The organism is Vallitalea okinawensis (assembly GCF_002964605.1).
Lineage (GTDB): Bacteria > Bacillota > Clostridia > Lachnospirales > PQDH01 > Vallitalea_A > Vallitalea_A okinawensis.
This window is the reverse complement of record NZ_PQDH01000003.1, coordinates 391,362-416,200: the sequence shown is the minus strand read 5'-3', so window position 1 is coordinate 416,200 and position 24,839 is coordinate 391,362. Positions and strand designations below refer to the sequence as shown.

Genomic DNA, 24,839 nt, shown 5'->3' with positions numbered 1-24,839 from the left:
GATGAGATTATTAAAAAAGTTGATTACAGTAGGATTAATGGTAAGTATTTTATTATCACTAGCTGGTTGCGGTAAGGATGAGAATGTTATCAAGATTGGACATAAGAATTATACCGAAGCACGCATACTAGGGAATATGTTCTCAATTATGATTGAAAATCAAACAAGCTATGAAACAACATTAACTGAACTAGGGGGAACATCTGTATGTTTTGAGGCATTAAAGAGTGAAGATATACATCTCTATCCTGAGTATACGGGGACAGGTTATTCTGTAGTTTTAAAACAAAATACTTTGAAAGATCCAGAGGAAGTTTATAATTATTGTCAAGAGCAATATAATGAACAGTACAATATAACATGGCTTAAGCCTCTAGGTTTCAACAATACTTATACAATGACTGTAAGAAGAGATATGGCAGAAGAATTGAACCTTAAAACAATTTCTGATTTAGTTAAGCATGCCCCTAACTTAGTTATTGGTGCAGAGATGGAGTTTTTAGAAAGATCAGATGGCTTACCAGGACTTAAAGAAGTCTATGGGATTGACTCATTTAAAGAGGAAAAGGGTATGGATATCGGTTTAACCTATGCGGCCTTAAAAGAGGGGAAAATAGATGTTAATGATGCCTATGGAACAGATGGTCGTATTAAGAAATTGGACCTGGTTTCTTTAGAGGATGACAAACAATTTTTCCCACCTTATTATTCTGCGCCTTTGGTTAATGAAGCTTTTATGGCTAATTACCCAGAAGCTGTGGATGCGTTAAACATGCTAGATAATCAGTTTACTGATGAAGAGATGCAGGCATTAAACTTATTGGTAGATGAAGGTGCAGATCCAAAACAAGTAGCAGAAGATATATTACGTGAAAAGGGATTAATCCAATAATTTAAACAAAATGATATTGACAAATCTAATTCACTGACGTATAATCAGAAACATACATTTTTAACCTCATTAAGAAAAAGTGTAGATTGAGAGTAGTAAGTTGATAGATCTATTTACAGAGAGCTAACGGCGGTGAGAGTTTAGCAATGGTATATGAACTGAATGGACTCATGAGCGGAAACTGAAAGCTATTAAAGTGAGTAGGGGTCACGGTTTTCTCCCGTTATAGAGATAGGATATCGGATTTTGATCCCGTATCTGAAAAAGTGATAGAATAAGTTTAAGGCTTAGTCTATAAACATGAGGTGGCACCGCGCTAGTTCGCCCTCTGTATGCATACGCATATAGAGGGCTTTTTTGATGCACTTTTCTCCAAGAGGTCATTATAAGGAGGAAAAGAAGATGAAAAAGTTTATGGTAGGAATAATGATTTTAGTAACAAGTATGGTGGCTATGGCAGGATGCAGTCAAGATGGGAACGAGAAACAAGTTACACAAATAGGATTAACCCAAATTGCTGAACACCCATCTTTGGATATGATCAATGAAGGTATCAGAGATGCTTTGGAGAGTAATGGCTATGTGGATAGTGAAAATATAAAAATTGACTATAAGAATGCTCAAGGAAGTATGGATATAGCCTATCAGATTGCCAACTCTTTTAGTGACAAGGATCTAGTTATTGCGATAACAACACCCAGTGCACAGGCTGCTTTTAATGCATTAGAAGATATACCTATTATTTACTCAGGTGTAACAGCTCCAGAGAGTGCAGGGCTAATAGGAGCTAACATTACTGGGGTCAGTGATATGACACCTATTCAAAAACAATTTGATCTTATGATGGAACTTTTTCCAGAAACTAAAGAAGTAGGTATGGTCTATAATACTAATGAAGTCAATTCAGAGATTCAAGTTCAATTGGCAAAAGAGATCGTTAAAGGCATGGGCTTAGATCTAATTGTCTCTGGGATTACCAATACAGATGAAATGGCATTAGCCATGGATACAGTATTAGAAGAAGTGGATATCCTATATACGCAAGTTGATAATTCTATTGCAGCAGCCTACCCGATGGTCATGGCTAAGGCTAACGAAAAAAGCGTACCTGTTATTGGCGGGGTTGAAGATTATGTTACTCAAGGTGCTATAGCAACTGATGGTATCAACAACTATACTATTGGGTATCAGACCGGAGAAATGATCAGCCGTATTCTTGACGGTGAAAGCATTGAAGATAATCCTTTTGAGACAATTAAAGAAACGGAATTATCACTCAATAAAGAAGTTTTAGAAAAATATAACATAGATATAGACGAAACTTTAGCCAATAAAGCGACAATATATTAATCTATGTGTTAGGTTTTAGTTTCTAGACACATGAAGTAACATATAATCAAAGAAACAGGAGGAGGTAATTTTATGAAGCAGCACAAAACTTATTTAACTGGAATCAAACCTACTGGCATTGCTCATATAGGTAATTATCTGGGTGCTATAAAACCTGCATTAGAGAAAATATCACATAATAAAGACGAACGGCATATCTATTTTATTGCCGATTATCATGCATTGAATTTAATAAAAGATAGAAATCTATTGAAAAAGTATACTTACAGTATTGCTGCAACATGGTTAGCATTAGGACTTGACCCTAATAGAGTCATTTTCTATAAACAGTCTGATATACCTGAGATCTTTGAATTAAGCAGTATCTTAGCTTGTATGACTCCTAAAGGATTAATGAACAGAGCACACGCATACAAGGCCAAGGTAAGTGAAAATATAAAGAAAAAGATCGATCCAGATACAGATGTCAATATGGGGCTTTATACCTATCCTATTTTGATGAGTGCTGATATTCTACTATTTAATACAGATGTGGTTCCTGTTGGGAAAGATCAGGTTCAGCACGTGGAAATTGCAAGAGATATTGCAGAAAATTTTAATAAAACTTTTGGGAATACATTTTCATTGCCTAAATATGTTCTAAATAAAGAAACTGCTATTATAACAGGCTCTGATGGAAGGAAGATGAGTAAGAGTTATCATAATACATTAGAAATATTCGAAACGGAGAAGGTTTTAAAGAAATACGTTTATAGTATGAAGACAGACTCATCACTGCCTACTGATCCAAAAGATCCAGACAACTCAAATCTGTTTAGTATGTATAAGCAATTTGCGACCCAGGATGAAATAAATGATTTAAGAGAAAGATATCATCAAGGTATTGGATGGGGTGAGGTAAAAAGAATTCTATTTAATAAAATAAATGATTATTTAGAAGAACCCAGAGAAAGCTATAAAAATTATACGGATAAGACATGGCTTATTGATGAATTTTTAGAGAAAGGTCGCCATGAAGCACGTCAATTAGCAAAACCCTTCCTTGAAGAGATTAAAAGCAAAATAGGGGTAGGGTGATAATGGGCTATTGATTTTACAATGATCTATGTTATAATAAATATAGTTAAATAAAATATACCATTACCTACATGATTAGCCTTAGATACCAATCCATCTAAGGTTCTTTATTCATTTAGGTATTTTTTTCAAAAGTAACTGACCAAAAGTCATTGTCAGAATTATTTGACATGATTATTAAAATAATAAAGGAGGAGATGGCAGATTTAAGGATTTAGGAACAGAAGAATGTAGTAAGAAACGGTGGCCTACTTAAAGTATATAAATGGAAGCTCTATGAGGTAAGGAAGTGAGAGCATGCGTGTTAAAGTGTATGCACCAATGTTTATTAAGACAGTCAATATTGATGATGATGGCTATGTTGAATTGAAGGATGGTTCTAGAGTAAAAGAATTACTTAGAAGAATAAAAATCCCAGTACCTTTAAGCCCGCTTCTTATGTGTTCAGTGAATTACAAACCCGCAAAAGTGAGTACACCATTAGAAGATGGGGATATTATTACTTTTATCAATATTGTTTCAGGGGGATAAGATTAGTTCAAAGGCCACTATTTATAGGGAGGTATTTCATTGTGAAGGGTTATCAAGGGAAGATACTCATTGTAAATCTGACAACAGGTGACATTGAAACACAGAAAATTGATGATAGCGTATACGAGAACTTTTTATCTGGAGTTGGGTTAGGTGCTTACTATCTTTATCAGAATATACCTACTGGGGCTGATCCATTAGGTCCAGACAATATATTAGGCTTTGTTAGTGGTCTCCTTACTGGAACAGGTAGTTTTATGACAGGACGATGGATGGCAGTGTGTAAATCACCTTTAACTGGAGGGTGGGGAGATGCAAACTGTGGCGGTACTTTTTCACCTGCAATAAAACAGTGTGGGGTAGATGCTATCTTTTTTAAAGGATCATCAGAGAAACCTGTTTATCTCTATATGGATAATAAAGGAGCTCAGTTGCGGGATGCTTCTGCACTTTGGGGAAAAGACGCTATTATGACAGAAGAGATACTTGAAAAAGAAAATTGGATTAAGAAAAAACCTGTTATAGCAACTATTGGGCAAGCTGCAGAGAAGTTGTCATTAATTTCTGGGATCGTGAATGATCGTGGAAGAATTGCTGCACGATCTGGAGTCGGTGCGGTTATGGGTTCAAAGAAACTAAAAGCAGTGGTTCTTGCTGGTTCAAAACCTATCAAATGTAATGACCCAGAGGCTGTAAAAGCAATTAGTATTCAATTTGCAGAAAAAGTAAGGCATACTAATTTCCCCAGTTTTGTTGGCAGTAACATGTTGGCCTTAATAGGTAAGCAAGTGGGAAAGGCAAAAGAAGTCAAACCTAATGACCCAATGCTGATGGCATCATTATGGAAAAAGTGGGGAACCGGCTTTGGTAATACATACTCAGCAACAAGTGGAGATTCTCCCATAAAAAACTGGGGTGGTTCATGTAAAGAATACAATCGGTCCTATTATAAGAAAGTGACAGCAGATAAGGTTAATAAAAATGAAATGAGAAAGTACCACTGCTACTCATGTGCAATAGGGTGTGGCGGTATATGTGATATCAAGTCCAATACTAAGGGGGAGTTTAAGCATACCCACAAGCCTGAATATGAAACGGTATGTGCTTTTTCAGGTTTAGTAATGAATAAAGACTTAGATGCTATCTATTACATTAATGAACTTATGAACCGAGCTGGTATGGATACAATCTCTGGTGGTTCTGCTGTAGCCTATGCGATTGAATGTTATGAGAATGGTATTATCACCAAAGTAGATACGGGTGGTTTAGAACTAACCTGGGGTAATGCAGAGGCCATTGTAGCTCTTATAAAAAAAATGATTCAACGTGAAGGAATCGGCGATGTATTGGCAGATGGAGTAAAACGTGCAACGCAGAGGATTGGTCAAGGTAGTGAATGTTTCGCAATTCATGCAGGCGGGCAAGAGCCGGGTATGCATGATTCACGATTTGATCCAATGACTGGTGTACATTATAGTGCAGATCCTACTCCTGGACGACATACTATTGGTGCAGCTGTCTACTATAATGCCATGTCTTTATGGGATAAAGTATCTTGGGCTCCTAAGGTTACAAAATATCTTAAAGATGAAGAATATGTACCTTCGGATGAAGAAGCGTTAAAGAGTGTTGCAGGTAGTTGTTATAAACAACTAACAGATGGTGTTGGAGGATGTTTATTTGGTATGATACTAGGCGTTCATCATTGGAAAATGTTTGAATGGCTTAATGCAGCGACAGGATGGAATAAAACACCAGATGAATACATGGAAATGGGTAAGCGTATGCAAACATTACGTCAATTGTTTAATATTAAGCACGGTATCAATCCAATGGATTTTAAACTACATAATAGAATGGCTGGAAAGCCACCTCTGGAAGAAGGTCCATTAACAGGTAGACAGGTGCCTATTGAAGAAATGATGATGCTTCATTGGAAAAATTTTGGCTGGGATGAGGAAACAGGTCGACCACTTGAAAGTACCGTTGAAACACTAGACTTACAAGAAATCGTATAGGGGTGATGGAAATGGATAAAGGAAAACCAGTAGTTGATTATAAGACCTGTATGGCTTGTGGTATCTGTATTCAAGCATGCCCGTTCAGTTGTTTAGATTTAGTGAAGGCAGATATTGATAAATATAAAAAAGCTTATCCTGGATTAGTAGATAATCAGCGTTGTACCAGCTGTGGATTATGCGATAAAGCATGTCCTGTCAGCGCGATTACCTTAGTCTGAAGTGACATAAGAAATGCACATGATCCATTTATCATGTGCATTTCTTATGTTCATAATTATTTGATGAAGCTCATTATTTTAGAATTATATTACAAAATTATATATTAATTGATAGGAGTTAGCAAATAATGTATAATGGTGTGAGTGAGAAATGAAAAGGGGGAGTGTATATGAGACTAGATGAATGTACATGGAAAGAATTAAAATCCTATACAGAAAAACAGAAAGGATTAATTATACCAATTGGTACTTGTGAACAGCATGGTCATCATCTTCCACTAAATACAGATGTGTTGGTTTGTGAATACTTTTCAAAGGTGTTATCAGAAGAATCAGGAATGTTAATCGCTCCAACGATTAATTATGGAGTAAATTTAAGTTGCGATAAAAATTATACAGGAACCACTAGTATATCTGCTGAAACGCTTACACAAACAGTTAAAGAAATTGTACAGTGGTGGCAACATCAAGGGTTTAAGGACTTCTATCTATTATCTTATCATGGTGAGCCCAAACATATTCAGGCACTAAAGACTATTCATAATAAGTGTCATGTTTTAGAACTTTACGAAGGTGATTATGAAGGGATATTAGAGAAGCAAAACCGTGTTATGCATGCCTGTGAAGGAGAGACATCACTGATGATGTTTTTATATCCAGACAGAGTTAGAGAAAATATGATGACAGACTTTTACATGCCAGAAGAAGAGTTTGATCATTTTGTGGCCAATAACCTGTGTTTCGATACGGATAAAATGCCTGGTAATCATGGCTACGCAACAGCTGCGACAAAAGAAAAAGGAAGAATGATTGCTGATACTATTAAAGAGAATATGATGAAGTGGTATAATATTAATTCGATTAATCATTAGTAGAAACTAGACTAGTTGTTAACTATTAATAGATAGGGGGGATTGTTTTGAAAAAAATATTTGTACCAATGACACAAGCTTATGCTAGTGAGATAGCCTATGAGTGGAAATATGATGGTGAATACGCTTTTTACGATATGACAGCTGATGAGGAAGATTTACAACTTTTCTTAGACCCGAAACAATGGGAAAATCTTTTTGCAGTTGTTAACGAGGAAAATGAACTAATCGGTTTTTATAGCTATTTTTATAACAATGAAATATTGGAATTAGGTTTTGGCATGAAACCTCAATTGACTGGAAAAGGATTGGGTTCAGAGTTTGTATTTTCAGGAATCCAATTTGCTCAGAAACATTTCAAATATGAACAAGATTATATCATGTTATCTGTTGCAAAGTTTAACAAGCGTGCCATTAAAGCATACGAGAAACTTGGATTCAAGCCTGTGAAAGAATTCATTCAAGAAACCAATGGTGGACAATATGAATTTATTAGTATGAAGTTAGACTTAATCAATTATGGCTATTAAGGGGAAAAAATGAAAATATTATATGGAACGACCAATCAAGGTAAGTTAAATTACATGAGAACCCAATTAGATGGTTTAGGATTAGAGGTTTTGAGCATAAATGATATTGATGAAAAAGTAGAGGACGTTGAAGAAAACGGTAATCTACCTGTGGAGAATGCAAGAGAAAAGGCATTGGCATATTACAAGGCAACAGGAATACCTGTATTCTCTTGTGATTCTGGATTATTTATTGATGGATTAGATAATCAGTCTCAACCTGGTGTTCATGTTCGCCGAGTAGGTGGGAAGAATCTCAGTGATGAAGAAATGATTAGTCATTACTGTGCAGTTGTTGCAGGGCTAGGTGGAGAAGCAAAAGCACAGTATAAGAATGCCATATGTTTAGTACTCAGTGAGACAGAGATTTATGAATACCATGGTGATGATCTTTCCTATGAGAAATTTATTCTGACGTCTGTTCCTCATATTAAGAGACAGGTCGGCTTTCCACTGGATTCAATTAGTAAAGATATACGGTCAGGGAATTACTTCTATGATATTAAAGAGGATGAATATGTCCAGTTAAAGAGTGATCAAATCGCAGATGCATTCAGACGTTTTTTTATAGAAAACCTTGGATTAAAAGGTGAAGCATTTATAGAAAAGGCTCTTAAGAGAAGCTCTGTTATAGCAGAACTGGAAGGGAATTTAAATCAAGGAAAGACAACTGCTTTAGCAGAATTTTGGGCTATGATTGAAGATCATGGCGCGCCCATTATTGAAAATTTATCCGATGATAAAAAGCACAGTCTTGTCACCTTTATCTATAAAGGGGATGAAACGGTTGATAATGTACTGGTTATTCCTGAAATAGAGGAAGGTCAATCCTTAGAATATTCAATGGACAGATTACTTGACACAAATCTATGGTATTTAACATCTAAAGTTAGAAATGATATACGATTTGAATATTTCTTATCAATTAACGATCCACTTGATGATGATTGGGATCGAAGAATAGAGCAATTGTCTCATGATCAATTAAATAAGAACTTTTTATTAGTTGAGGACGAAAATGAAGATGACAATGAGATATTATCTCATGTAATTATGCCACGTGCAGAGGAGCATGTGTGGGTAAAGGAAAAAGAAAATATCTCTAAGGGTACAATGAAAAAGTACATGATTTATATCAATAAATTGGGTGAAGAAAGAAGAGTAAGAGTCTATACACCACATGGATATAATGTAACAAATGATCCTTATAAGTTTATGGTGTTAACTGATGGAGATGAATATATAAACATCCTTTCAACAAAAGCTGTTCTTGATAATTTAATAGCTGAAAAAAGAATATCCCCCACTGTCGTACTGTTTATTGATTCTACCGATACAAGGGAAGAAGAATTAAGCTGTAATGATATATTTTTAGAGGTGTTGGCAGATGAGCTCATGCCGTGGTTTAGAGCAAATTATCATATATCTTTAGATCCTAAAGACGGTATCATTGGTGGATTAAGCTTAGGTGGCTTAACTGCAGCATATATTGGTTTGAAGCAATCCCATCTCTTCGGCAATGTATTATCTGAATCAGGAGCATTTTGGTATAAACCAGATAGATGTGAAGAGACTGAAAGAGCTTGTTGGATGAGCAAAAAATATAATCAAGTAGATAAGTTACATCTTAAGTTCTATCTTAATGTAGGCATACTTGAAGAATTTGATAACATGATTGGTGTCAATAGAAAGTTAAGAGATATACTACAAGCAAAAGGGTATGATGTTATATATGAGGAATTTAAAGGAGGTCATGATTATTTATGCTGGGGAGAAACATTAGCTAATGGCTTGATGGCATTAATTGGACAGTGATAGAGGAGGTGGTTTTATGGCTGTTCACGAATTTGATAATCAGATGCTGTCAGATGATAGCTACTTGGAAGGACATATTCGGTACTTAGTCAGAAAAAGTGGACTAATGTACAGCGTACATACTTACCTTGTACTCTAAATCTTGATGTAGCTAAGGCTTTTAGTAACTTTAATGAAAACAGTAAATATAAAAATTCTTATCTCATAAAATTAACAACTTCCGTCGATAAAATCTTCATGACTTACTTGGAAACAGAAGTTATGAATAATCAATATGAAGAGGCTGAGGTTATCCTTTTATACGATGAGATAATGACAATATAAGATATAATATCCTATTTTTAAGGTTTTTCTGCTCAAATTCTTGATAAACTATTGTCAAGAAAACAAATAGCCGTTATAATAAGATGGGATGAGTCAGCGTTCATGATTCAAACTCCTATGATAGGTAAACTTATCAATAGGAGTTTTTTAATGACTTGAACAGTTAAGATGACATGAAGATATAAAGTGTATCAACTTATGACTCAAATCATGAATTAGTAAAGCTCTAGTTACATAACTAGCCGATACTATTTCAGTTTAAATGTGGCAATGGCCGCAATTGTCCTATCCGCTAAAAACAATTTTCATTGAGAAAGGGAAGAATGATTATGAAGTACACTCATGAAGTAACAAACATGTGCTGTGTTGCAAAAGGTCCTAATCATGGTCCAGCACCTATTCCTCAAGAAGGAAAATGGGTACAAGCTAAAGAGGTTAAAGATATTTCTGGTTTAACACATGGTGTTGGCTGGTGTGCGCCTCAACAAGGTACAACAAAATTAACGTTGAATGTTAAAGATGGTATCATTCAAGAAGCATTAATTGAAACTATCGGTTGTTCTGGTATGACACACTCTGCAGCTATGGCTTCAGAAATTTTGCCTGGTAAAACTATTTTAGAAGCACTTAACACAGACTTAGTTTGCGATGCGATTAACACAGCTATGAGGGAATTGTTCTTACAAATTGCTTATGGTAGAACTCAAACTGCATTTTCAGAAGATGGTCTTCCAGTAGGTGCTGGTTTAGAAGATTTAGGTAAAGGTCTTCGTTCACAAGTAGGTACTATGTATGGTACTCTTGATAAAGGTCCACGTTACCTTGAAATGGCAGAAGGTTATGTTACTGAAATTGCTGTAGATGAAGATGACGAGATTATCGGTTATAAATTCGTACATTTTGGTAAAATGATGGATATGATTAAAGGCGGCATGGAAGCAGCAGAAGCTTTAGAAAAAGCGACTGGTACATACGGCAGATTTGCTGACGCTGTTAAAACGATAGATCCAAGACACGAATAGGAGGTTTGTAAGGATGCCATTATTTGAAGGATACGATAGAAGAATTGAAAGTATTGAAAAAGCTCTTAAAGAATTCGGTATTGGTTCTTTAGAAGAAGCTAAGCAAATTTGTGATGATAAAGGGATCGACGTGCATGAACTTGTAAAGTCTATCCAACCAATTTGTTTTGATAATGCATGTTGGGCTTATACATTAGGCGCAGCAGTAGCTATAAAGAGAGGTATTACAGTTGCAGCCGATGCAGCTGAAGCAATCGGAGAAGGTCTTCAAGCGTTTTGTATTCCAGGTTCTGTAGCTGATCAAAGAAAAGTTGGAATCGGTCATGGTGGTTTAGGAGCTATGCTATTAAGAGAAGAAACTAAATGTTTTGCTTTCTTAGCTGGTCATGAATCTTTTGCTGCTGCTGAAGGTGCAATTGGTATTGCTCGTTCTGCAAACAGAGTTAGAAAAGAGCCATTAAAAGTCATTCTTAATGGTCTTGGAAAAGATGCTGCTCAAATCATCTCAAGAATTAACGGATTCACATATGTTCAAACACAATTTGATTATACAACTGGTGAATTAAACATTGTTAAGGAAAAAGCTTATTCTCAAGGTGAAAGAGGTAAAGTAAGATGTTTTGGCGCTGATGATGTACGTGAAGGTGTTGCAATTATGCACAACGAAAGCGTAGACGTTTCAATCACAGGTAACTCAACTAATCCTACTCGTTTCCAACATCCAGTTGCAGGAACATACAAAAAAGAATGTAATGAAGCTGGTAAGAAATACTTCTCAGTAGCTTCTGGAGGTGGTACTGGTAGAACACTTCACCCAGATAATATGGCTGCTGGTCCTGCTTCTTATGGTATGACTGATACAATGGGTAGAATGCACTCTGATGCACAGTTTGCAGGTTCTTCATCTGTACCAGCTCACGTAGAAATGATGGGGCTTTTAGGTATGGGTAATAACCCAATGGTAGGTGCTACAGTAGCAGTAGCAGTTGCTATTCAAGAAGCAATGAATAAATAATCTAATGAATAATGAAAAGAGTGGTTAAGTTAACCACTCTTTTTTTTACTTTTCTCTTTTCCAACATGTAGTTTTAGTATATAATATTGCTTATAGTGGAAGATACTAACGGGTGGTGACAGATTGGATATACAAAAGAATATTGAGTGCATTAAGCAGATATATCCTGAGCTGATTATAAAGGATTATAGACAAAATAATTTGGGGCAGAATAATACAATTATTATCGTTAATAATGAGGTTATTTTCCGTTTTCCTAAATATGAAGAAGGTATTAAATCACTAAAATTAGAAACAAAAATTCTTGAGAGCATTAAAGGAAAGTTATCTGTTCCTATACCCTATCCTCAATACAAATCTTTCGAATCCAATAAAGTTGGAGACGTATTCACAGGTTACTCTATGTTGACAGGAAAGCCTCTATTACAGAAGTTATTTCTCAATATTAAAGATCAACAAGGAGTAGCTAATCGATTAGCGTTATTTCTTAGAGAACTTCATTGTGTAGAAGTGAAGGCCTTTAGTGACATATTGGATTGTGAAACGAAAGATCTCTCTTATTGGTATCAATTCTACTTGAACGTAAAAGAATTGCTATACAGCTACATGAGAAAAGATGCTGTCGATAACCTAGAAAAGTTCTTTCAAGAAAACATCAGTGAGGAGCTTCTATCGTTTAAACCTACATTAGTACATGGTGATTTTGGACCAACCAACATATTATTTGATGAGGTAACTGAAAGTATAACAGGAATTATTGACTTTGGTAGTGTAAGCATAAGTGATCCAGCTTATGATATTGCTTCTATGATAGGACCCTTTGGCTATGGTGAAGATTTTATCCATAAGATGATTGACATATATCCTCAGATTACAAAATACCTTAAGAGAGCTAAGTTTTATGCGGGTACATTTGCCTTGCAGGAAGCATTGTTTGGTATTCAACATAATGATCAAAGTGCATTTAATGATGGGATAGCTTATTATAGATAATTTTAATCTATAGTAACATAAACATATTTATTTCGTGATAACAAAATATTATGGGGATGGAGAGATGTTATGAAAAAACGATTAAACAAATTGTGATCTTGACACGTTGTAAGGTGGAAGTCTTCAAGATTCTACCGAGGACCTCCTTAAGAAATTTGTATGAATGAACATATAAATTTTAGGAGGAAAGAAATATGATATATTTATTTAAAATAGCATGGAAATATGCAGAAAAAGAACGTTGGAAGTTAGCAGTCAGCTATGTATTGCATACGATATCATTTTGTGGTCAATTGCTTCAACCATATGCCTTTGGCCAATTCATTAACACACTGCAATTACATGGACTTAACCAACTATCAAGAGCCTACCAATGGATTGGTATCTACTTAATAGGTTTTTTTATTTTTCAATTATTTCATCATTCAGCTAGATATTTCGAGATGACAAGTGCTTTAAATAATCAAAAGCGCTTTGTTGGAAGTATGTATAAAAAAGTGTATAAGTTACCAATGAAATGGCATATAGATAACCATTCAGGCGAAACAGTTAATCGTATTAATATAGCAGGGCAAGCAGTTAGAGATTTCTGTTTTAGTCAGTATAAATATTTAGAGAATATATTTATGTCATTAGGTCCTATCATTATGCTAATGATTATTTCCTGGGAGATTGCCTTAATCAGTTTAGTGCTTACAAGCATCAATTTATTAATAGCAGCACGCATGAACAAAGCTATTCATCCAATATTAGGACGTATCAATGAATCCTTTCATAAGCTTACGGCACAGCTCATTGACTTTGTTGGTAATATAAAGACAATTATCATGTTTCATCTAGGTAAGAGTACAAAAGAAGAGATAGATAAGAAGTTCAACAGGTATTATAAAGAATTCATGAATGAGTTTAGAATCAATCAACCCAGATGCTTTATTATTGCTTTTGGTGGAATTTTAACAGAGGTTGTAGTGATCCTCTTCTACATCAATAGTCACCGCTCTATTAATGAAGTGATTATGATTGGATCTTTAGTGATTATAGTTAATTATTTCAAACAGATGCGAGAAGCATTCTTTGAAATGACAAGTAACTTCTATGAGACTTTACGATGGAAAGCTGCTATACAATCTGTTAATCCTATTCTAGAAGCTTCCGAAACTCAACGATTGACTAAGAAACAAGATGATGTAAATACTTGGGAGATCTTAAGTTTTCAAAATCTTAACTACATCTATGAAAATAGTAAAAGGGGAATTAAGGGTTTAGATTTTAATATTCATAAAGGTGAAAAAATAGCAATTGTTGGCTTAAGTGGATCAGGAAAAAGTACGTTATTGAGTATCTTATCAGGTCTTTTTCAAGCAGATGATAATTACATCATTGAGAATAAAGGCAAGAGAATTGATTTAGGAACTCTAACAGAATCCACACTAATGATAGCTCAAAATCAAGAGATTTTTGAAAATACTCTTCTCTATAACATCACATTTGGTTATGATGCATCACAAGAAAAGCTTAATGAAGTAATAGAACTTGTGCAACTTCAAGATGTCATTAAGCGATTACCAGAAGGGATTCATACCGATGTACGTGAAAGAGGTGTCAATCTATCAGGTGGAGAAGGACAACGCTTAGCATTAGCTAGAGGATTATATTTTGCTAAGGATAAGCAAATTATTCTGCTTGATGAGGCAACAAGTCATCTAGATGCTAGTAATGAGAAGAAAATCATTGAAGGATTATTCAAGAAATATAAAGAGCGTTGCGTACTTGCCACAATGCACCGTTTAAATGTATTAGATCTCTTTGATAGCATATGGGTTATGGAAGAAGGTCAAATAGTTCAGCAAGGATCATTTGAGAAACTTAAGAATATTGAGGGACCATTTCATGATTTATGGAATGCATATAAAAGTAAGAATGAAATAATGAAATAATAATAAACCTCTGCTTTACTCCTTCTGGGTGAAGCAGAGGTTTTCTTATCCTAGTATAGGAAAGTTGATAAACTTTAAAGAGTGTTGTATACTGTGATAAATTGGCTATTTTTAATTACATGATTTATAGGGGGAAATATCATGAGTGAATATTGGAATAAGCGATTTGAAAATGGTGGAAGAGTTTGGGGTGACGAGCCCAGTTACTCAGCCTATGTAGCGGAAAAACTTTTTAAAAAAGAAGGGATAAAGAGTGTTCTCATTCCTGGTTCTGGATATGGAAGACATTCGAACTTTTTTTATAAGAAAGGTTTTCAGGTTGAGGGAGTTGAGATATCTAAAGAAGCTATTCGTTTAGCTACTGAAACAAATGACAAGATTCACTATTACCATGGTTCTATATTGGACTTGGATAATCAGAAAAAGTATGATGCTATCTATTGTTTTAATGTATTACATCTTTTTTTCGAAGAGCAGCGTCGATTGTTTATTGAGAAATGTGAATCTATGTTGAATGATAATGGTGTTGTATTTTTTACTGGATTTAGTGATCAAGAAGAAAGTTATGGCAAAGGACAGGAGTTCGAAAAGAACACTTTTGAACATAAAAAAGGAAAGCCCATACATTATTATACTGAAGATGATATGAGGAAAGAATTCAAGAGATTTGATATACGAGATACTGGTCTACTTCATGAACCAGAAAATCATGGTGAAGGTGAGCATGTACATATACTAAGATATATCTATGCAGCAAAAATGAGCTATTAGAAGAGAGGGCGATTTCATGGTATGTCCGAACTGCGGAGAGAAGATAGATATCCATTCAAGAAACTGTAAATTCTGTGGTACCTTTATTGCTAAAACTCATGAACTTAGTAGTCGATCAAAAACTATATCAAATGTATTCCCAACTATGGACACAGAAGAAATTAAGATTTGTCCTGAGTGCAGTGAAGTGAATAAATCACATGCCGTTTTATGTCAATATTGTCAAGCAAACTTAAGTCATATTGACATAGTGGAAAAAGATAGTAGTTACATTATAAAAAGTGCTGTAAAGGACATTAGAAAAGACAAAACAAGAAAAATCATTAATTGGTCTTTAAGCATACTATTACTATGTTTATACGTATTTGCACTTATTTATGGTACAAGCCATTCCACAAGTACCGACTTCATGCAGCTTTATTTTGGAGCAGTTATTACAGGGAGTTTTGGTTTACTCAATCTATTTGTACCAGAGCTATTTTTTTATCTGAAACACGGTCTTTGGATTGATAATGCGGAACCTTCGGATTTCTATTTGAGTTATGCAAGATTTGGTGGATATATATTTGTTGTTGTAAGTATTGGTGTACTTATACTAAGTATTTTATAAACTAACGCCATCCCTATCTCAAATCAATAATTGTACATCGATTACTTAGTAAATCCATGTGCATTATTTGATGACGTAGGTACTGGCCTTTACCAGTGATAACTTTAATAGCTTCTGAAACCTGCACAGAAGCGGCAAAAGCGGGACTAAAAGCAGGGTTGCCCATGGATTGAACATTAGTATCATCAGCTTTTTCATAAAGAATGTTTAATGTACGATCGCCAGGATAAATTGTACTCACCTGTGCACACCAACCGTTTATGGCACCATGAATCAAAGGTATATCTATTTTTTCACAAGTATCCTGTATTAATAATTTTGTACTTATACGATCAACAGCATCGATGACTAGATGATGTTGCTGCAATAATTCAATACTATTATCTTTGGTTAGTATTTTGTGAAGATAATGTACTTTTATATCTGAGTTGATCAAATGAACCCTTTCTGATGCAACAACTGCTTTAGACCTCGATAAATTAGATTCTAAAGAAAGTAATTGACGATTTAAATTATTTTTCTCAAAAACATCACCGTCAATGAGTGTTAAATGACCAATACCTATTCGTGCAAGCATTTCAATAAGGTAGCCACCAAGACCACCACATCCTACAACACAGATTTTTGCCTCTTGCAGGTTCTTAAAATCTTCTTGAGAAACAGCTGGATAATTACGTATAAACCTTTCATTCATTTTCTCACCTCATAGTTCAATTGACTCTCTCATTCATAAAGCCTCTATATAAATCATAAATGCTATTTTAAATACATGCAAGGATTTTTAGCAATCTAAAAAGTATGTCTAGACGAACAAAAGGAAAGATTGCTATAATAGAAAAGATGAGATGATAAAGAAACTAATAAATTATTTTATTTTAAATAGAATTGGAGACATAACGAGTATGCATATATTATCATTAGAAAACATTAGTAAAAGTTATGGTGAGAAAATATTACTGAATAATATCAGTTTAGGTATAGATGAGAGCGATAAAATTGGTATCATTGGAATCAATGGTACTGGGAAGTCTACTTTACTAAAAATCATTGCAGGCATTGAGACAACAGATGCTGGTCAGATTATAAGAAAGAATCAAATGCGAATTGAGTACCTTTCACAAGATCCTGAGTTTGACCCAAAAGCAACGGTAATCGAACAGATTTTTAAAGGGAATAGTCCTGAAATGATCTTGATGAGACGATATGAAAGTATTCTTGAGAAAATTGAAGTCGGTGATATGAGTTATAATGATGAACTATTAAAACTTCAAAATAAAATTGATGAATTACATCTTTGGGAATTAGAAAGTGCTGCAAAAACAGTCTTAACAAAGTTGGATATAAAAGATTTTGGTCGACAAATGGGTGTTTTATCCGGGGGGCAGAGAAAAAGAGTTGCGTTAGCTTCAGCGTTAATTGCTAATAGTGATTTATTGATTCTTGATGAACCAACTAACCATATGGATAGCGATAGTATTACTTGGTTAGAAGAGTATCTTAATCGACGTAAGGGCGCTGTAATTATGATTACACATGATCGTTATTTCTTAGATCGCGTTACGAATCGTATCATTGAATTAGATGGGGCAAAGTTATATTCTTATGATGGGAATTACAGTCTTTTTGTTGAGAAAAAGATTGAAAGAGATGCCATTGAAGAAGCTTTAGAACGTAAGAAGCAAAATCTATATAGAACAGAACTAGCATGGATTAAAAGAGGAGCTAGAGCACGTTCGACCAAGCAAAAAGCACGTATTCAACGATTTGATTCATTAAAAGAAAGTTTGAACACCGCTAAAAAGGACGAAATGGATATATCAGTATTGGGGTCCAGACTGGGGAAAAAGGTTATTGAGTTGGAGCAGGTTTGCAAATCCTTTGAAGATATAACGTGTATTAAGAATTTTAGCTATATATTATTAAGGGATGACCGAATTGGAATACTTGGACCTAATGGAATCGGTAAATCCACATTAATGAATTTAATTGCTAATCGTTTACAACCTGATTCTGGTACAGTTGATAGAGGAGAAACAGTTAAGGTAGGCTATTTTTCACAAGAAACTTTTCATTTAGACAATCAAATGCGAGTATTAGATTTTGTACGAGAAATAGCTGAGTATTTGCCTCTAGCTAATGGACAGCGTATATCTGCATCAAAGATGCTTGAACGCTTCTTGTTTCCATCTAACCTACAGTATAGTTTGATTGGCAAGTTATCTGGGGGTGAAAAAAGAAGGTTGCATCTACTCAGTGTCTTGATGGAAGCTCCTAATGTGTTATTATTGGATGAGCCTACCAATGATTTAGATATTGCAACTCTTACAATTTTGGAGGATTTTATTGACTACTTTAATGGACCTGTTATGGCTGTATCCCATGATAGGTATTTCTTAGATCGAATATGTGAAAAAATATTTTCCTATAAAGGTAACGGGGATATTGAGATCTATCCTGGTAATTATACGGACTATATGGAAAGAATAGCTAACCAAGCGATAGAAGGTGTTATAAAACCAGAACAGACTGGTAAACAGAATTATAAAAATAAGGATGAAAAGTTAAAGTTCAGTTATAAAGAGAAAATAGAGTTTGAGGAGATTGATGATGTCATCGAGGTCCTAGAGCAAAAACTATTACAACTTGAAGAGGAAATGGAAATTCACGCAACTCAATACACAAAAATTCAAGAACTCATGGAAGAAAAAGCTGCTACAGAAAAGATGTTAGAAGAAAAAATGGAGCGATGGTCTTATCTTAATGTACTTGCCGAGAAAATAGAAGAGCAAAAGAACAAACAATAAAGGTGTGGACTTATATCCGATAATTAAGGGTATAAGTTCTTTTGTTTCTAAAAATTTGATGGAGAAAGCACATGTTTAATATATATCAGCATGAAGTCCAAACAAAAGGGGGGAGGGACCTATTAAACATGTGCTTTGTATAGAGAATCAATTAATGATGGTAAGCAAGTATTTCTTGTTCAAGTGATGCCATTAATTGATCTACTTTTAAAATTTCTTTGACCTCATGAACACGTGCTCCTGAGAATACAAGACCATTCTTCCCTTCAACGGCATCAATTAATGCTTGAGATATACAATAAGGTGTTGTTTTAGGATCACAATGGCCAATACAACGAAAACACTTTTTGACTGGAATATTACCTTGATCTGTTTCTTCAATGAAATTATTGTATATCGCTCGACCAGGCAAACCAACAGGACTCTTAATTAAGCGTACATCTTCTTTTTTAGAGTTAACATAAGCTTCTTTAAAGCTTTGATCTGCATCGCATTCATCTGTAGCGACAAAGCGAGTACCCATTTGCACACCTTTTGCACCTAAAGATAAGATTTTACCGATATCGTTACCATCCATAATACCACCTGCTGCAATAACAGGGATCTCAACATTGTACTCTTGCTCTAACGGCTTAATTACTTTAAGAACATCCTGTACAATCTCTTCTAAAGACTGGTTACTCTTATTTTCAAGCTCATCTGCTTTGAAACCTAAGTGTCCACCTGCTAGAGGACCCTCAACAACAACAGCATCAGGTAAGCGATCTTGTTTTAGCCACCTTTTAATGATGATTCGTGCAGCTTTACCTGAAGAAACGATAGGTGCAATTTTAGTTTTTGACCCTTTTACTAATTCGGGTAACTGAATTGGTAGTCCAGCACCTGAAATAATTAAATCTATTTTTTCTTTAACGGCTGCTTTAACAACTTCATCATAATGACGCATAGCAACCATGAAATTGACTCCAATGATTCCTTCTGGACTTAACTTACGAGCGCTAGTAATTTCTTCTTTTAGTGCTTTTAAGTTATTTTTTAGTGGATCTAATGAAAAATCCTTAGCTTTATAGCCTATTTGAACACCTGAAATAATGCCGATTCCACCAGCATTAGCAACGGCTGAAGCTAATTTTGCTCCGGATACACCAATACCCATTCCGCCTTGGATAATTGGCAGTTTAGCTTTTAAATCGCCTATTTTTAAACTTGGTATATTCAAGTTCATTCCTCCTACATAATAAGTAAATCAAATAATTTGATAATCAAAGTATATATGAAAATCATGTTTTTGTCAAATTAAATACCAAAAATAAGCAACATGAATGTTGCCGTTTTCATACCCACATATGATGAGTTGAGACAATATATATTGTCTAAAATGGTAATTAGCGTTAAAATGTATGGTATGTAGAGTGTTATATTGGAGGTGATTTAATGATTTACATGTGGGGAGCTAGATATCCTTATACGACCTATCATTATTATCAATCAACCACATTAATTAAATGCAAAAATTGTGATTATAAGGGTAACGCTTATGTCTGTAAAATAGGAAATTGGTTCAATTTCGTTTTTATCCCACTATTTAAATATCATATTGAATATTATTCTGTCTGCCCACAATGTGGTGGTCATCAGCGACTTAATGACAGCAAAGGTAAACAGGTAGTGCAAGATAAAAAGCCAAGGTTCAAGTTTAATAACTGGGAAGATGAACATATCTATCTTGATAATACTCCTAGCAATTTTGCAAGTCTAGACCTTTACCTCATATTTAACGCCCATATTAAAAATATTCAAAGTAAAAGCACATGAATTGAGAATTGTGTACTTCCTATTTTAAAGCAGAATACAACTGGTAAAAAAAACAACCTATATTAAGGTTGTTTTTTTTGTGCATAATATTGATAACGATGACAAATTTGAACTAGAATAGATTCAAAATGACAAATCCTAACTAAAGACTTGATAAATTACGGATTTACATGTACTATTATATAGGCGTTATAATACGCGTTTAATATGGAAGGAACGATAAAATGTCTAAGAAAAAGATTATCAATATAGCAGTAATAGCCCACGTTGATGCAGGGAAATCTACATTAGTAGATGCTTTTTTAAGTCAAAGTGGGGTTTTTAGAGAAAATCAAGAAGTAGTTGATTGCGTAATGGATAGTAATGATCTTGAGCGCGAGAGAGGTATAACTATCTATTCTAAGAATTGCTCTATAGAATATAATGATTATAAAATTAATATTGTAGATACACCAGGTCATGCTGACTTCTCATCGGAAGTTGAACGAATCATCAAAACTGTTGATACAGCGATCCTATTAGTTGATTCCAGTGAAGGACCAATGCCTCAAACACGATTTGTATTAAAGAAATCTCTTGAAAGAGGATTAAGACCAATTCTCTTTATAAACAAGATTGATAAAAAAGATCAGAGGGCTGAAGCAGTAGTTGATATGACTTTTGATCTTTTTGCAGATTTAGATGCTAATGACGAACAGTTAGATTTCCCAATTGTTTATGGTATTGCTAAAGACGGTATTGCTAAAAGAGATATGGTTGATGACAGTCAAGATTTAGAGCCTCTTTTTGAACTATTGGTCAATCATGTAGAGGCCTATGAAGATAAGGATGATGAGAACCTTCAAGTTCAAATTTCTTCATTAGCATATGATGATTACATTGGAAGACTTGGGATAGGTCGTATTACAAAAGGCACAATAAAGAGTGGTCAACAAGTTTCAATTTCTAAAAGAGACGGTTCTGTTGCTACTGGTAAGATTACCAAACTTTTTGTATATGAAGGACTTAATCGTGTAGAGAAAGAAGAAGCGTTTAGTGGTGATATTGTTGTTATAGCAGGGATTGCTGATATATCAATAGGTGAAACAATTTGCGATATTTATAGCATTGATCCTCTTGAAATGATTGAAATCGAAGAACCGACTTTATCAATGAATTTTCTTGTTAACGATTCACCCTTTGCTGGTAAGAGTGGAAAATATGTAACGACGAGACATATTCGTGCTCGATTAGAAAAAGAACTAGAAGTTAATGTAGGTTTAAAGGTAGAGGAGTTAGAGAATTCAGATGGGTATAAAGTATCAGGTAGAGGAGAATTACATCTTTCTATCCTTCTAGAAAACATGAGACGGGAAGGCTATGAGCTCTCAGTATCCAAGCCAGAAGTTTTAATGAAAAGAGATGGTGGTAAGTTATTAGAACCTATTGAGCGTGTTATTGTCACCGTTCCAGATGAGTATTCAGGTACAGTAATTAATAAACTTAACCTGCGTAAAGGTCTTATGGAGTTTATGGAGACTGATAATGGATATACACGAATAGAGTTCCTAGTACCGACAAGAGGATTACTTGGTTATCGAAGTCAATTTATTAATGATACAAGAGGAGAAGGTACTCTAGTACGATCTTTCGAGAGTTTTGAACCTTATAAAGGTGAGATACCAAGACGTGGTAATGGTGTTTTAATATCACAGTTAAATGGGACAACTATGGCATATTCTTTATTTAATTTGAGTGATAGAGCTGTTATGTTTGTTAACCCAAGTACAGATGTTTATGAAGGTATGATCATTGGAATGAACAGTAGAAAAGAAGATATGACGGTTAATCCATGTAAGAACAAGAAATTAACCAATACAAGAGCTGCTGGGTCTGATGATGCTATCAAATTAATATCTCCAAAGATCTTTTCCCTTGAAGAAGCATTGGAATTTATAGAAGATGATGAATTAGTTGAAGTAACACCTGATTCTATTCGTGTAAGAAAAAAAATCCTCTCTGAAGGTGATAGAATCAAAGCTAGCAGAAAAAAATAAGCCCATTACGGGCTTTTTTTTGTGTAGGAAAGTACTGCGTTTTGCTAATAAAAGCAATGAGGCATCGAACCTCATTACTTTTGATACATTTAGTTACACGAAATGATCAAGCAAGGTACCATACTTTCCTGCACATACTTGAAACGTGACGCTAGTCACTTTTCTTGGTGCAATCATTTTGCCCAGAAAAAGATGGTGTTGAAAGCCATTTATATGGGTTTCATTTTGATGCAGTAAGATGAAAATAGAAGATATAATAAGTATAATGGAGCAAAATAAAGCTAATCAGGATTAGTGGTATATTTGACTATTAGATTAGTCTTGCATTATGAAACAACATTCCGTATAATGAAACCATAATTCACGATATGAAACGAGGTGCAATAATGATTCCTAAAATTGATACGTTAAATAGAATCTCTGAAGTTGGGATTGTAGCTGTTGTAAGAGCAGAATCAGAAGAACAAGCTACTAAAATTGCAGAAGCTTGTATTAAAGGTGGTATCCCTGCTATAGAAGTTACCTTCACAGTGCCAGGGGCGCATAAAGTTATTGAAGCTTTAAAAGGAAAATTCTCTAAAGAGGAGTTAATTGTTGGTGCAGGTACTGTCCTAGATAGTGAGACTGCTAGAATAGCTATACTTGCAGGTGCCGAATACATAGTTAGTTCATCCTTCGATGAAGAGACTTGTAAGTTATGTAATAGATATCAAATACCTTATATGCCAGGATGTATTACTCCTAAAGAGATGGTTACAGCTATGGAAGCTGGAGCTGACGTTATTAAAGTATTCCCTGGAAACTTGGTCGGACCAGATTACATTAAGGCTGTAAAAGGACCAATGCCTCAAGCCGTTTTAATGCCAACAGGTGGCGTAAGTATTGATAATGTTGATCAATGGATTAAAAATGGATGTGTAGCAGTTGGTGTTGGTGGACAATTAACTGCAGGAGCAAAGACAGGTAATTATGAATTAATCACTGAAACAGCTAAAGCGTTTATTAAGAAAATAAAAGAAGCAAGAGCATAAACATCTATGAGGAGGAAAAACATGAATAAAAAAGTTGTAACCATGGGGGAGATTATGTTACGTCTATCCACTCCCGGCTATGAAAGATTCATACAATCAGATTCATTTGATGTAATTTATGGTGGTGGAGAAGCTAATGTTGCTGTTTCATGCGCAAACTATGGTTTAGATGCCTATTTTGTTTCGAAATTGCCTAAGAACCCTATAGGAGATGCTGCTGTCAATAGTTTGCAACGTTTTGGAGTGAATAACGATTATGTTGCTCGTGGTGGTGAGCGTGTAGGTATTTACTTCTTGGAAACAGGAGCATCTATGCGTCCTTCTAAAGTTGTTTATGACCGAGCTCATTCAGCAATTGCCGAAGCAGATGTGGAAGACTTTGATTTTGACGCAATCTTCAAGGAAGCAGATTGGTTCCATTTTAGTGGTATTACACCAGCTATTAGTGATAAGGCAGCTGTTTTAACTGAAGAGGCTTTAAAAGCTGCAAAGCGTCATGGGGTAACTGTATCTGTTGACTTAAATTATCGTAAGAAATTGTGGACACCTGAAAAAGCTAAAGAGATCATGACAAATCTTATGCAATATGTGGATGTTTGCATTGGAAATGAAGAAGATGCTGAGAAAGTCCTTGGATTCAAACCTGGGGAGACTGATGTCACAAAGGGTGAACTTGAATTAGATGGATATAAAGATATATTCAAGCAAATGAAAGACCAGTTCAATTTTAAATATGTTGTAACAACTCTTAGAGAAAGTTATTCAGCTTCCGATAATGGTTGGTCTGCTTTAATTTATGATGGTAATGAATTTTATCGATCAAAGAAATATGACATTCGTATAGTAGATCGCGTTGGTGGTGGCGATTCTTTTGCTGGAGGGCTAATTTATAGTCTGGTAACAGGTAAAGACTATAAAGGTGCGCTAGAATTTGCTGTTGCAGCATCAGCATTAAAACACACTATACCTGGTGACTTCAACCACGTAACAGTGGATGAAGTTGAAACACTCGCAAATGGGGATGCATCAGGTAGAGTACAGAGATAACTTTATTTAGCTTGCTCATTATTTCATATATATAACACTTTGCCAAAGGGAGGACTCCGTAAAAGGATTCCTCCTCCCTTTTATGGCAT

Annotated in this window: 23 protein-coding genes and 1 other annotated feature; of the genes, 21 read left to right on the top strand and 2 right to left on the bottom strand. The window is 34.8% G+C overall.

Features of this window, described 5'->3' with window-relative positions; genetic code table 11:
- The first annotated feature begins 1 nt into the window (after position 1).
- The 16 genes from C1Y58_RS11450 (at position 2) to C1Y58_RS11380 (ending at position 16,017) form a co-directional block, all read left to right on the top strand.
- Entirely contained in the window at positions 2–892 is an 891-nt protein-coding gene (locus C1Y58_RS11450) for an ABC transporter substrate-binding protein (protein WP_105616176.1), read from the top strand.
- 73 nt (positions 893–965) lie between these two features.
- Positions 966–1,224, top strand: a binding site (T-box leader).
- A gap of 70 nt (positions 1,225–1,294) precedes the next feature.
- Entirely contained in the window at positions 1,295–2,242 is a 948-nt protein-coding gene (locus tag C1Y58_RS11445) for an ABC transporter substrate-binding protein (protein ID WP_157950057.1), read from the top strand.
- A 72-nt stretch (positions 2,243–2,314) separates the two neighbouring features.
- Positions 2,315–3,319 carry a tryptophan--tRNA ligase gene (locus C1Y58_RS11440; protein WP_105616174.1) on the top strand — a complete coding sequence of 335 codons (1,005 nt, stop codon included), beginning with the start codon at positions 2,315–2,317 and terminating at the stop codon, positions 3,317–3,319.
- Between the two features lie 297 nt (positions 3,320–3,616).
- Complete coding sequence (locus C1Y58_RS11435) at positions 3,617–3,850, top strand: MoaD/ThiS family protein (protein WP_105616173.1); 234 nt, start codon at positions 3,617–3,619, stop codon at positions 3,848–3,850.
- A 41-nt stretch (positions 3,851–3,891) separates the two neighbouring features.
- Positions 3,892–5,868 carry an aldehyde ferredoxin oxidoreductase family protein gene (locus tag C1Y58_RS11430; protein WP_170311579.1) on the top strand — a complete coding sequence of 659 codons (1,977 nt, stop codon included), beginning with the start codon at positions 3,892–3,894 and terminating at the stop codon, positions 5,866–5,868.
- A gap of 11 nt (positions 5,869–5,879) precedes the next feature.
- Entirely contained in the window at positions 5,880–6,089 is a 210-nt protein-coding gene (locus C1Y58_RS11425; protein ID WP_157950056.1) for a 4Fe-4S binding protein, read from the top strand.
- Positions 6,090–6,259: 170 nt separating this feature from the next.
- On the top strand, positions 6,260–6,961 hold the full coding sequence (locus C1Y58_RS11420; protein WP_105616170.1) for a creatininase family protein: 702 nt from the start codon (positions 6,260–6,262) through the stop codon (positions 6,959–6,961).
- Between the two features lie 47 nt (positions 6,962–7,008).
- Positions 7,009–7,491 carry a GNAT family N-acetyltransferase gene (locus C1Y58_RS11415; protein WP_207655741.1) on the top strand — a complete coding sequence of 161 codons (483 nt, stop codon included), beginning with the start codon at positions 7,009–7,011 and terminating at the stop codon, positions 7,489–7,491.
- 9 nt (positions 7,492–7,500) lie between these two features.
- Positions 7,501–9,345 carry a non-canonical purine NTP pyrophosphatase gene (locus C1Y58_RS11410; protein ID WP_105616169.1) on the top strand — a complete coding sequence of 615 codons (1,845 nt, stop codon included), beginning with the start codon at positions 7,501–7,503 and terminating at the stop codon, positions 9,343–9,345.
- 16 nt (positions 9,346–9,361) lie between these two features.
- Complete coding sequence (locus C1Y58_RS27035) at positions 9,362–9,484, top strand: hypothetical protein (RefSeq protein WP_278286093.1); 123 nt, start codon at positions 9,362–9,364, stop codon at positions 9,482–9,484.
- Between the two features lie 514 nt (positions 9,485–9,998).
- Positions 9,999–10,691 (top strand): iron-sulfur cluster assembly scaffold protein, encoded by a 693-nt coding sequence (locus C1Y58_RS11405; protein ID WP_105616168.1) that lies wholly within the window; start codon positions 9,999–10,001, stop codon positions 10,689–10,691.
- A gap of 13 nt (positions 10,692–10,704) precedes the next feature.
- Positions 10,705–11,706 (top strand): GGGtGRT protein, encoded by a 1,002-nt coding sequence (locus C1Y58_RS11400; protein WP_105616167.1) that lies wholly within the window; start codon positions 10,705–10,707, stop codon positions 11,704–11,706.
- Between the two features lie 123 nt (positions 11,707–11,829).
- Positions 11,830–12,699: a phosphotransferase family protein gene (locus C1Y58_RS11395; RefSeq protein ID WP_157950055.1), complete on the top strand. Its 870-nt coding sequence runs from the start codon at positions 11,830–11,832 to the stop codon at positions 12,697–12,699.
- A 194-nt stretch (positions 12,700–12,893) separates the two neighbouring features.
- Positions 12,894–14,636: an ABC transporter ATP-binding protein gene (locus tag C1Y58_RS11390; protein ID WP_105616165.1), complete on the top strand. Its 1,743-nt coding sequence runs from the start codon at positions 12,894–12,896 to the stop codon at positions 14,634–14,636.
- A gap of 141 nt (positions 14,637–14,777) precedes the next feature.
- Complete coding sequence (locus C1Y58_RS11385; RefSeq protein WP_105616164.1) at positions 14,778–15,407, top strand: class I SAM-dependent methyltransferase; 630 nt, start codon at positions 14,778–14,780, stop codon at positions 15,405–15,407.
- Between the two features lie 16 nt (positions 15,408–15,423).
- The gene (locus C1Y58_RS11380) at positions 15,424–16,017 is read left to right on the top strand and encodes a zinc ribbon domain-containing protein (RefSeq protein WP_105616163.1); all 594 of its coding nucleotides are present in this window, start codon (positions 15,424–15,426) and stop codon (positions 16,015–16,017) included.
- 13 nt (positions 16,018–16,030) lie between these two features.
- Here the strand turns inward: C1Y58_RS11380 and C1Y58_RS11375 are convergent, their stop codons facing one another.
- On the bottom strand, positions 16,031–16,711 hold the full coding sequence (locus tag C1Y58_RS11375) for a HesA/MoeB/ThiF family protein (RefSeq protein ID WP_105616162.1): 681 nt from the start codon (positions 16,709–16,711) through the stop codon (positions 16,031–16,033).
- A 208-nt stretch (positions 16,712–16,919) separates the two neighbouring features.
- Between C1Y58_RS11375 and C1Y58_RS11370 the strand changes: the two genes are divergently transcribed.
- Entirely contained in the window at positions 16,920–18,821 is a 1,902-nt protein-coding gene (locus C1Y58_RS11370) for an ABC-F family ATP-binding cassette domain-containing protein (RefSeq protein ID WP_105616161.1), read from the top strand.
- A 151-nt stretch (positions 18,822–18,972) separates the two neighbouring features.
- On the opposite strand, the gene C1Y58_RS11365 is transcribed toward C1Y58_RS11370, so the two are convergent.
- Entirely contained in the window at positions 18,973–20,046 is a 1,074-nt protein-coding gene (locus tag C1Y58_RS11365; RefSeq protein WP_334293836.1) for an NAD(P)H-dependent flavin oxidoreductase, read from the bottom strand.
- 209 nt (positions 20,047–20,255) lie between these two features.
- Between C1Y58_RS11365 and C1Y58_RS11360 the strand changes: the two genes are divergently transcribed.
- From C1Y58_RS11360 to C1Y58_RS11345, 4 genes are all read left to right on the top strand, one after another.
- The gene (locus C1Y58_RS11360; protein WP_105616159.1) at positions 20,256–20,636 is read left to right on the top strand and encodes a zinc-ribbon domain-containing protein; all 381 of its coding nucleotides are present in this window, start codon (positions 20,256–20,258) and stop codon (positions 20,634–20,636) included.
- 224 nt (positions 20,637–20,860) lie between these two features.
- Positions 20,861–22,672 carry a translational GTPase TypA gene (gene typA / locus C1Y58_RS11355; protein WP_105616158.1) on the top strand — a complete coding sequence of 604 codons (1,812 nt, stop codon included), beginning with the start codon at positions 20,861–20,863 and terminating at the stop codon, positions 22,670–22,672.
- Positions 22,673–23,058: 386 nt separating this feature from the next.
- A complete protein-coding gene (locus C1Y58_RS11350; RefSeq protein WP_105616157.1) occupies positions 23,059–23,703 on the top strand; it encodes a bifunctional 2-keto-4-hydroxyglutarate aldolase/2-keto-3-deoxy-6-phosphogluconate aldolase in 645 nt (214 codons plus the stop codon).
- A gap of 21 nt (positions 23,704–23,724) precedes the next feature.
- Positions 23,725–24,750 (top strand): sugar kinase, encoded by a 1,026-nt coding sequence (locus C1Y58_RS11345; protein ID WP_105616156.1) that lies wholly within the window; start codon positions 23,725–23,727, stop codon positions 24,748–24,750.
- The last annotated feature ends 89 nt before the right edge of the window (positions 24,751–24,839 follow it).

Coding starts and splice junctions, on each gene's coding strand:
- C1Y58_RS11450 (WP_105616176.1), top strand. CDS start 2: ATGAGATTATTAAAAAAGTTGATTACAGTAGGATTAATGGTAAGTATT.
- C1Y58_RS11445 (WP_157950057.1), top strand. CDS start 1,295: ATGAAAAAGTTTATGGTAGGAATAATGATTTTAGTAACAAGTATGGTG.
- C1Y58_RS11440 (WP_105616174.1), top strand. CDS start 2,315: ATGAAGCAGCACAAAACTTATTTAACTGGAATCAAACCTACTGGCATT.
- C1Y58_RS11435 (WP_105616173.1), top strand. CDS start 3,617: ATGCGTGTTAAAGTGTATGCACCAATGTTTATTAAGACAGTCAATATT.
- C1Y58_RS11425 (WP_157950056.1), top strand. CDS start 5,880: ATGGATAAAGGAAAACCAGTAGTTGATTATAAGACCTGTATGGCTTGT.
- C1Y58_RS11420 (WP_105616170.1), top strand. CDS start 6,260: ATGAGACTAGATGAATGTACATGGAAAGAATTAAAATCCTATACAGAA.
- C1Y58_RS11410 (WP_105616169.1), top strand. CDS start 7,501: ATGAAAATATTATATGGAACGACCAATCAAGGTAAGTTAAATTACATG.
- C1Y58_RS27035 (WP_278286093.1), top strand. CDS start 9,362: ATGGCTGTTCACGAATTTGATAATCAGATGCTGTCAGATGATAGCTAC.
- C1Y58_RS11405 (WP_105616168.1), top strand. CDS start 9,999: ATGAAGTACACTCATGAAGTAACAAACATGTGCTGTGTTGCAAAAGGT.
- C1Y58_RS11400 (WP_105616167.1), top strand. CDS start 10,705: ATGCCATTATTTGAAGGATACGATAGAAGAATTGAAAGTATTGAAAAA.
- C1Y58_RS11390 (WP_105616165.1), top strand. CDS start 12,894: ATGATATATTTATTTAAAATAGCATGGAAATATGCAGAAAAAGAACGT.
- C1Y58_RS11385 (WP_105616164.1), top strand. CDS start 14,778: ATGAGTGAATATTGGAATAAGCGATTTGAAAATGGTGGAAGAGTTTGG.
- C1Y58_RS11380 (WP_105616163.1), top strand. CDS start 15,424: ATGGTATGTCCGAACTGCGGAGAGAAGATAGATATCCATTCAAGAAAC.
- C1Y58_RS11375 (WP_105616162.1), bottom strand. CDS start 16,711: ATGAATGAAAGGTTTATACGTAATTATCCAGCTGTTTCTCAAGAAGAT.
- C1Y58_RS11370 (WP_105616161.1), top strand. CDS start 16,920: ATGCATATATTATCATTAGAAAACATTAGTAAAAGTTATGGTGAGAAA.
- C1Y58_RS11365 (WP_334293836.1), bottom strand. CDS start 20,046: ATGAACTTGAATATACCAAGTTTAAAAATAGGCGATTTAAAAGCTAAA.
- C1Y58_RS11360 (WP_105616159.1), top strand. CDS start 20,256: ATGATTTACATGTGGGGAGCTAGATATCCTTATACGACCTATCATTAT.
- typA (WP_105616158.1), top strand. CDS start 20,861: ATGTCTAAGAAAAAGATTATCAATATAGCAGTAATAGCCCACGTTGAT.
- C1Y58_RS11350 (WP_105616157.1), top strand. CDS start 23,059: ATGATTCCTAAAATTGATACGTTAAATAGAATCTCTGAAGTTGGGATT.
- C1Y58_RS11345 (WP_105616156.1), top strand. CDS start 23,725: ATGAATAAAAAAGTTGTAACCATGGGGGAGATTATGTTACGTCTATCC.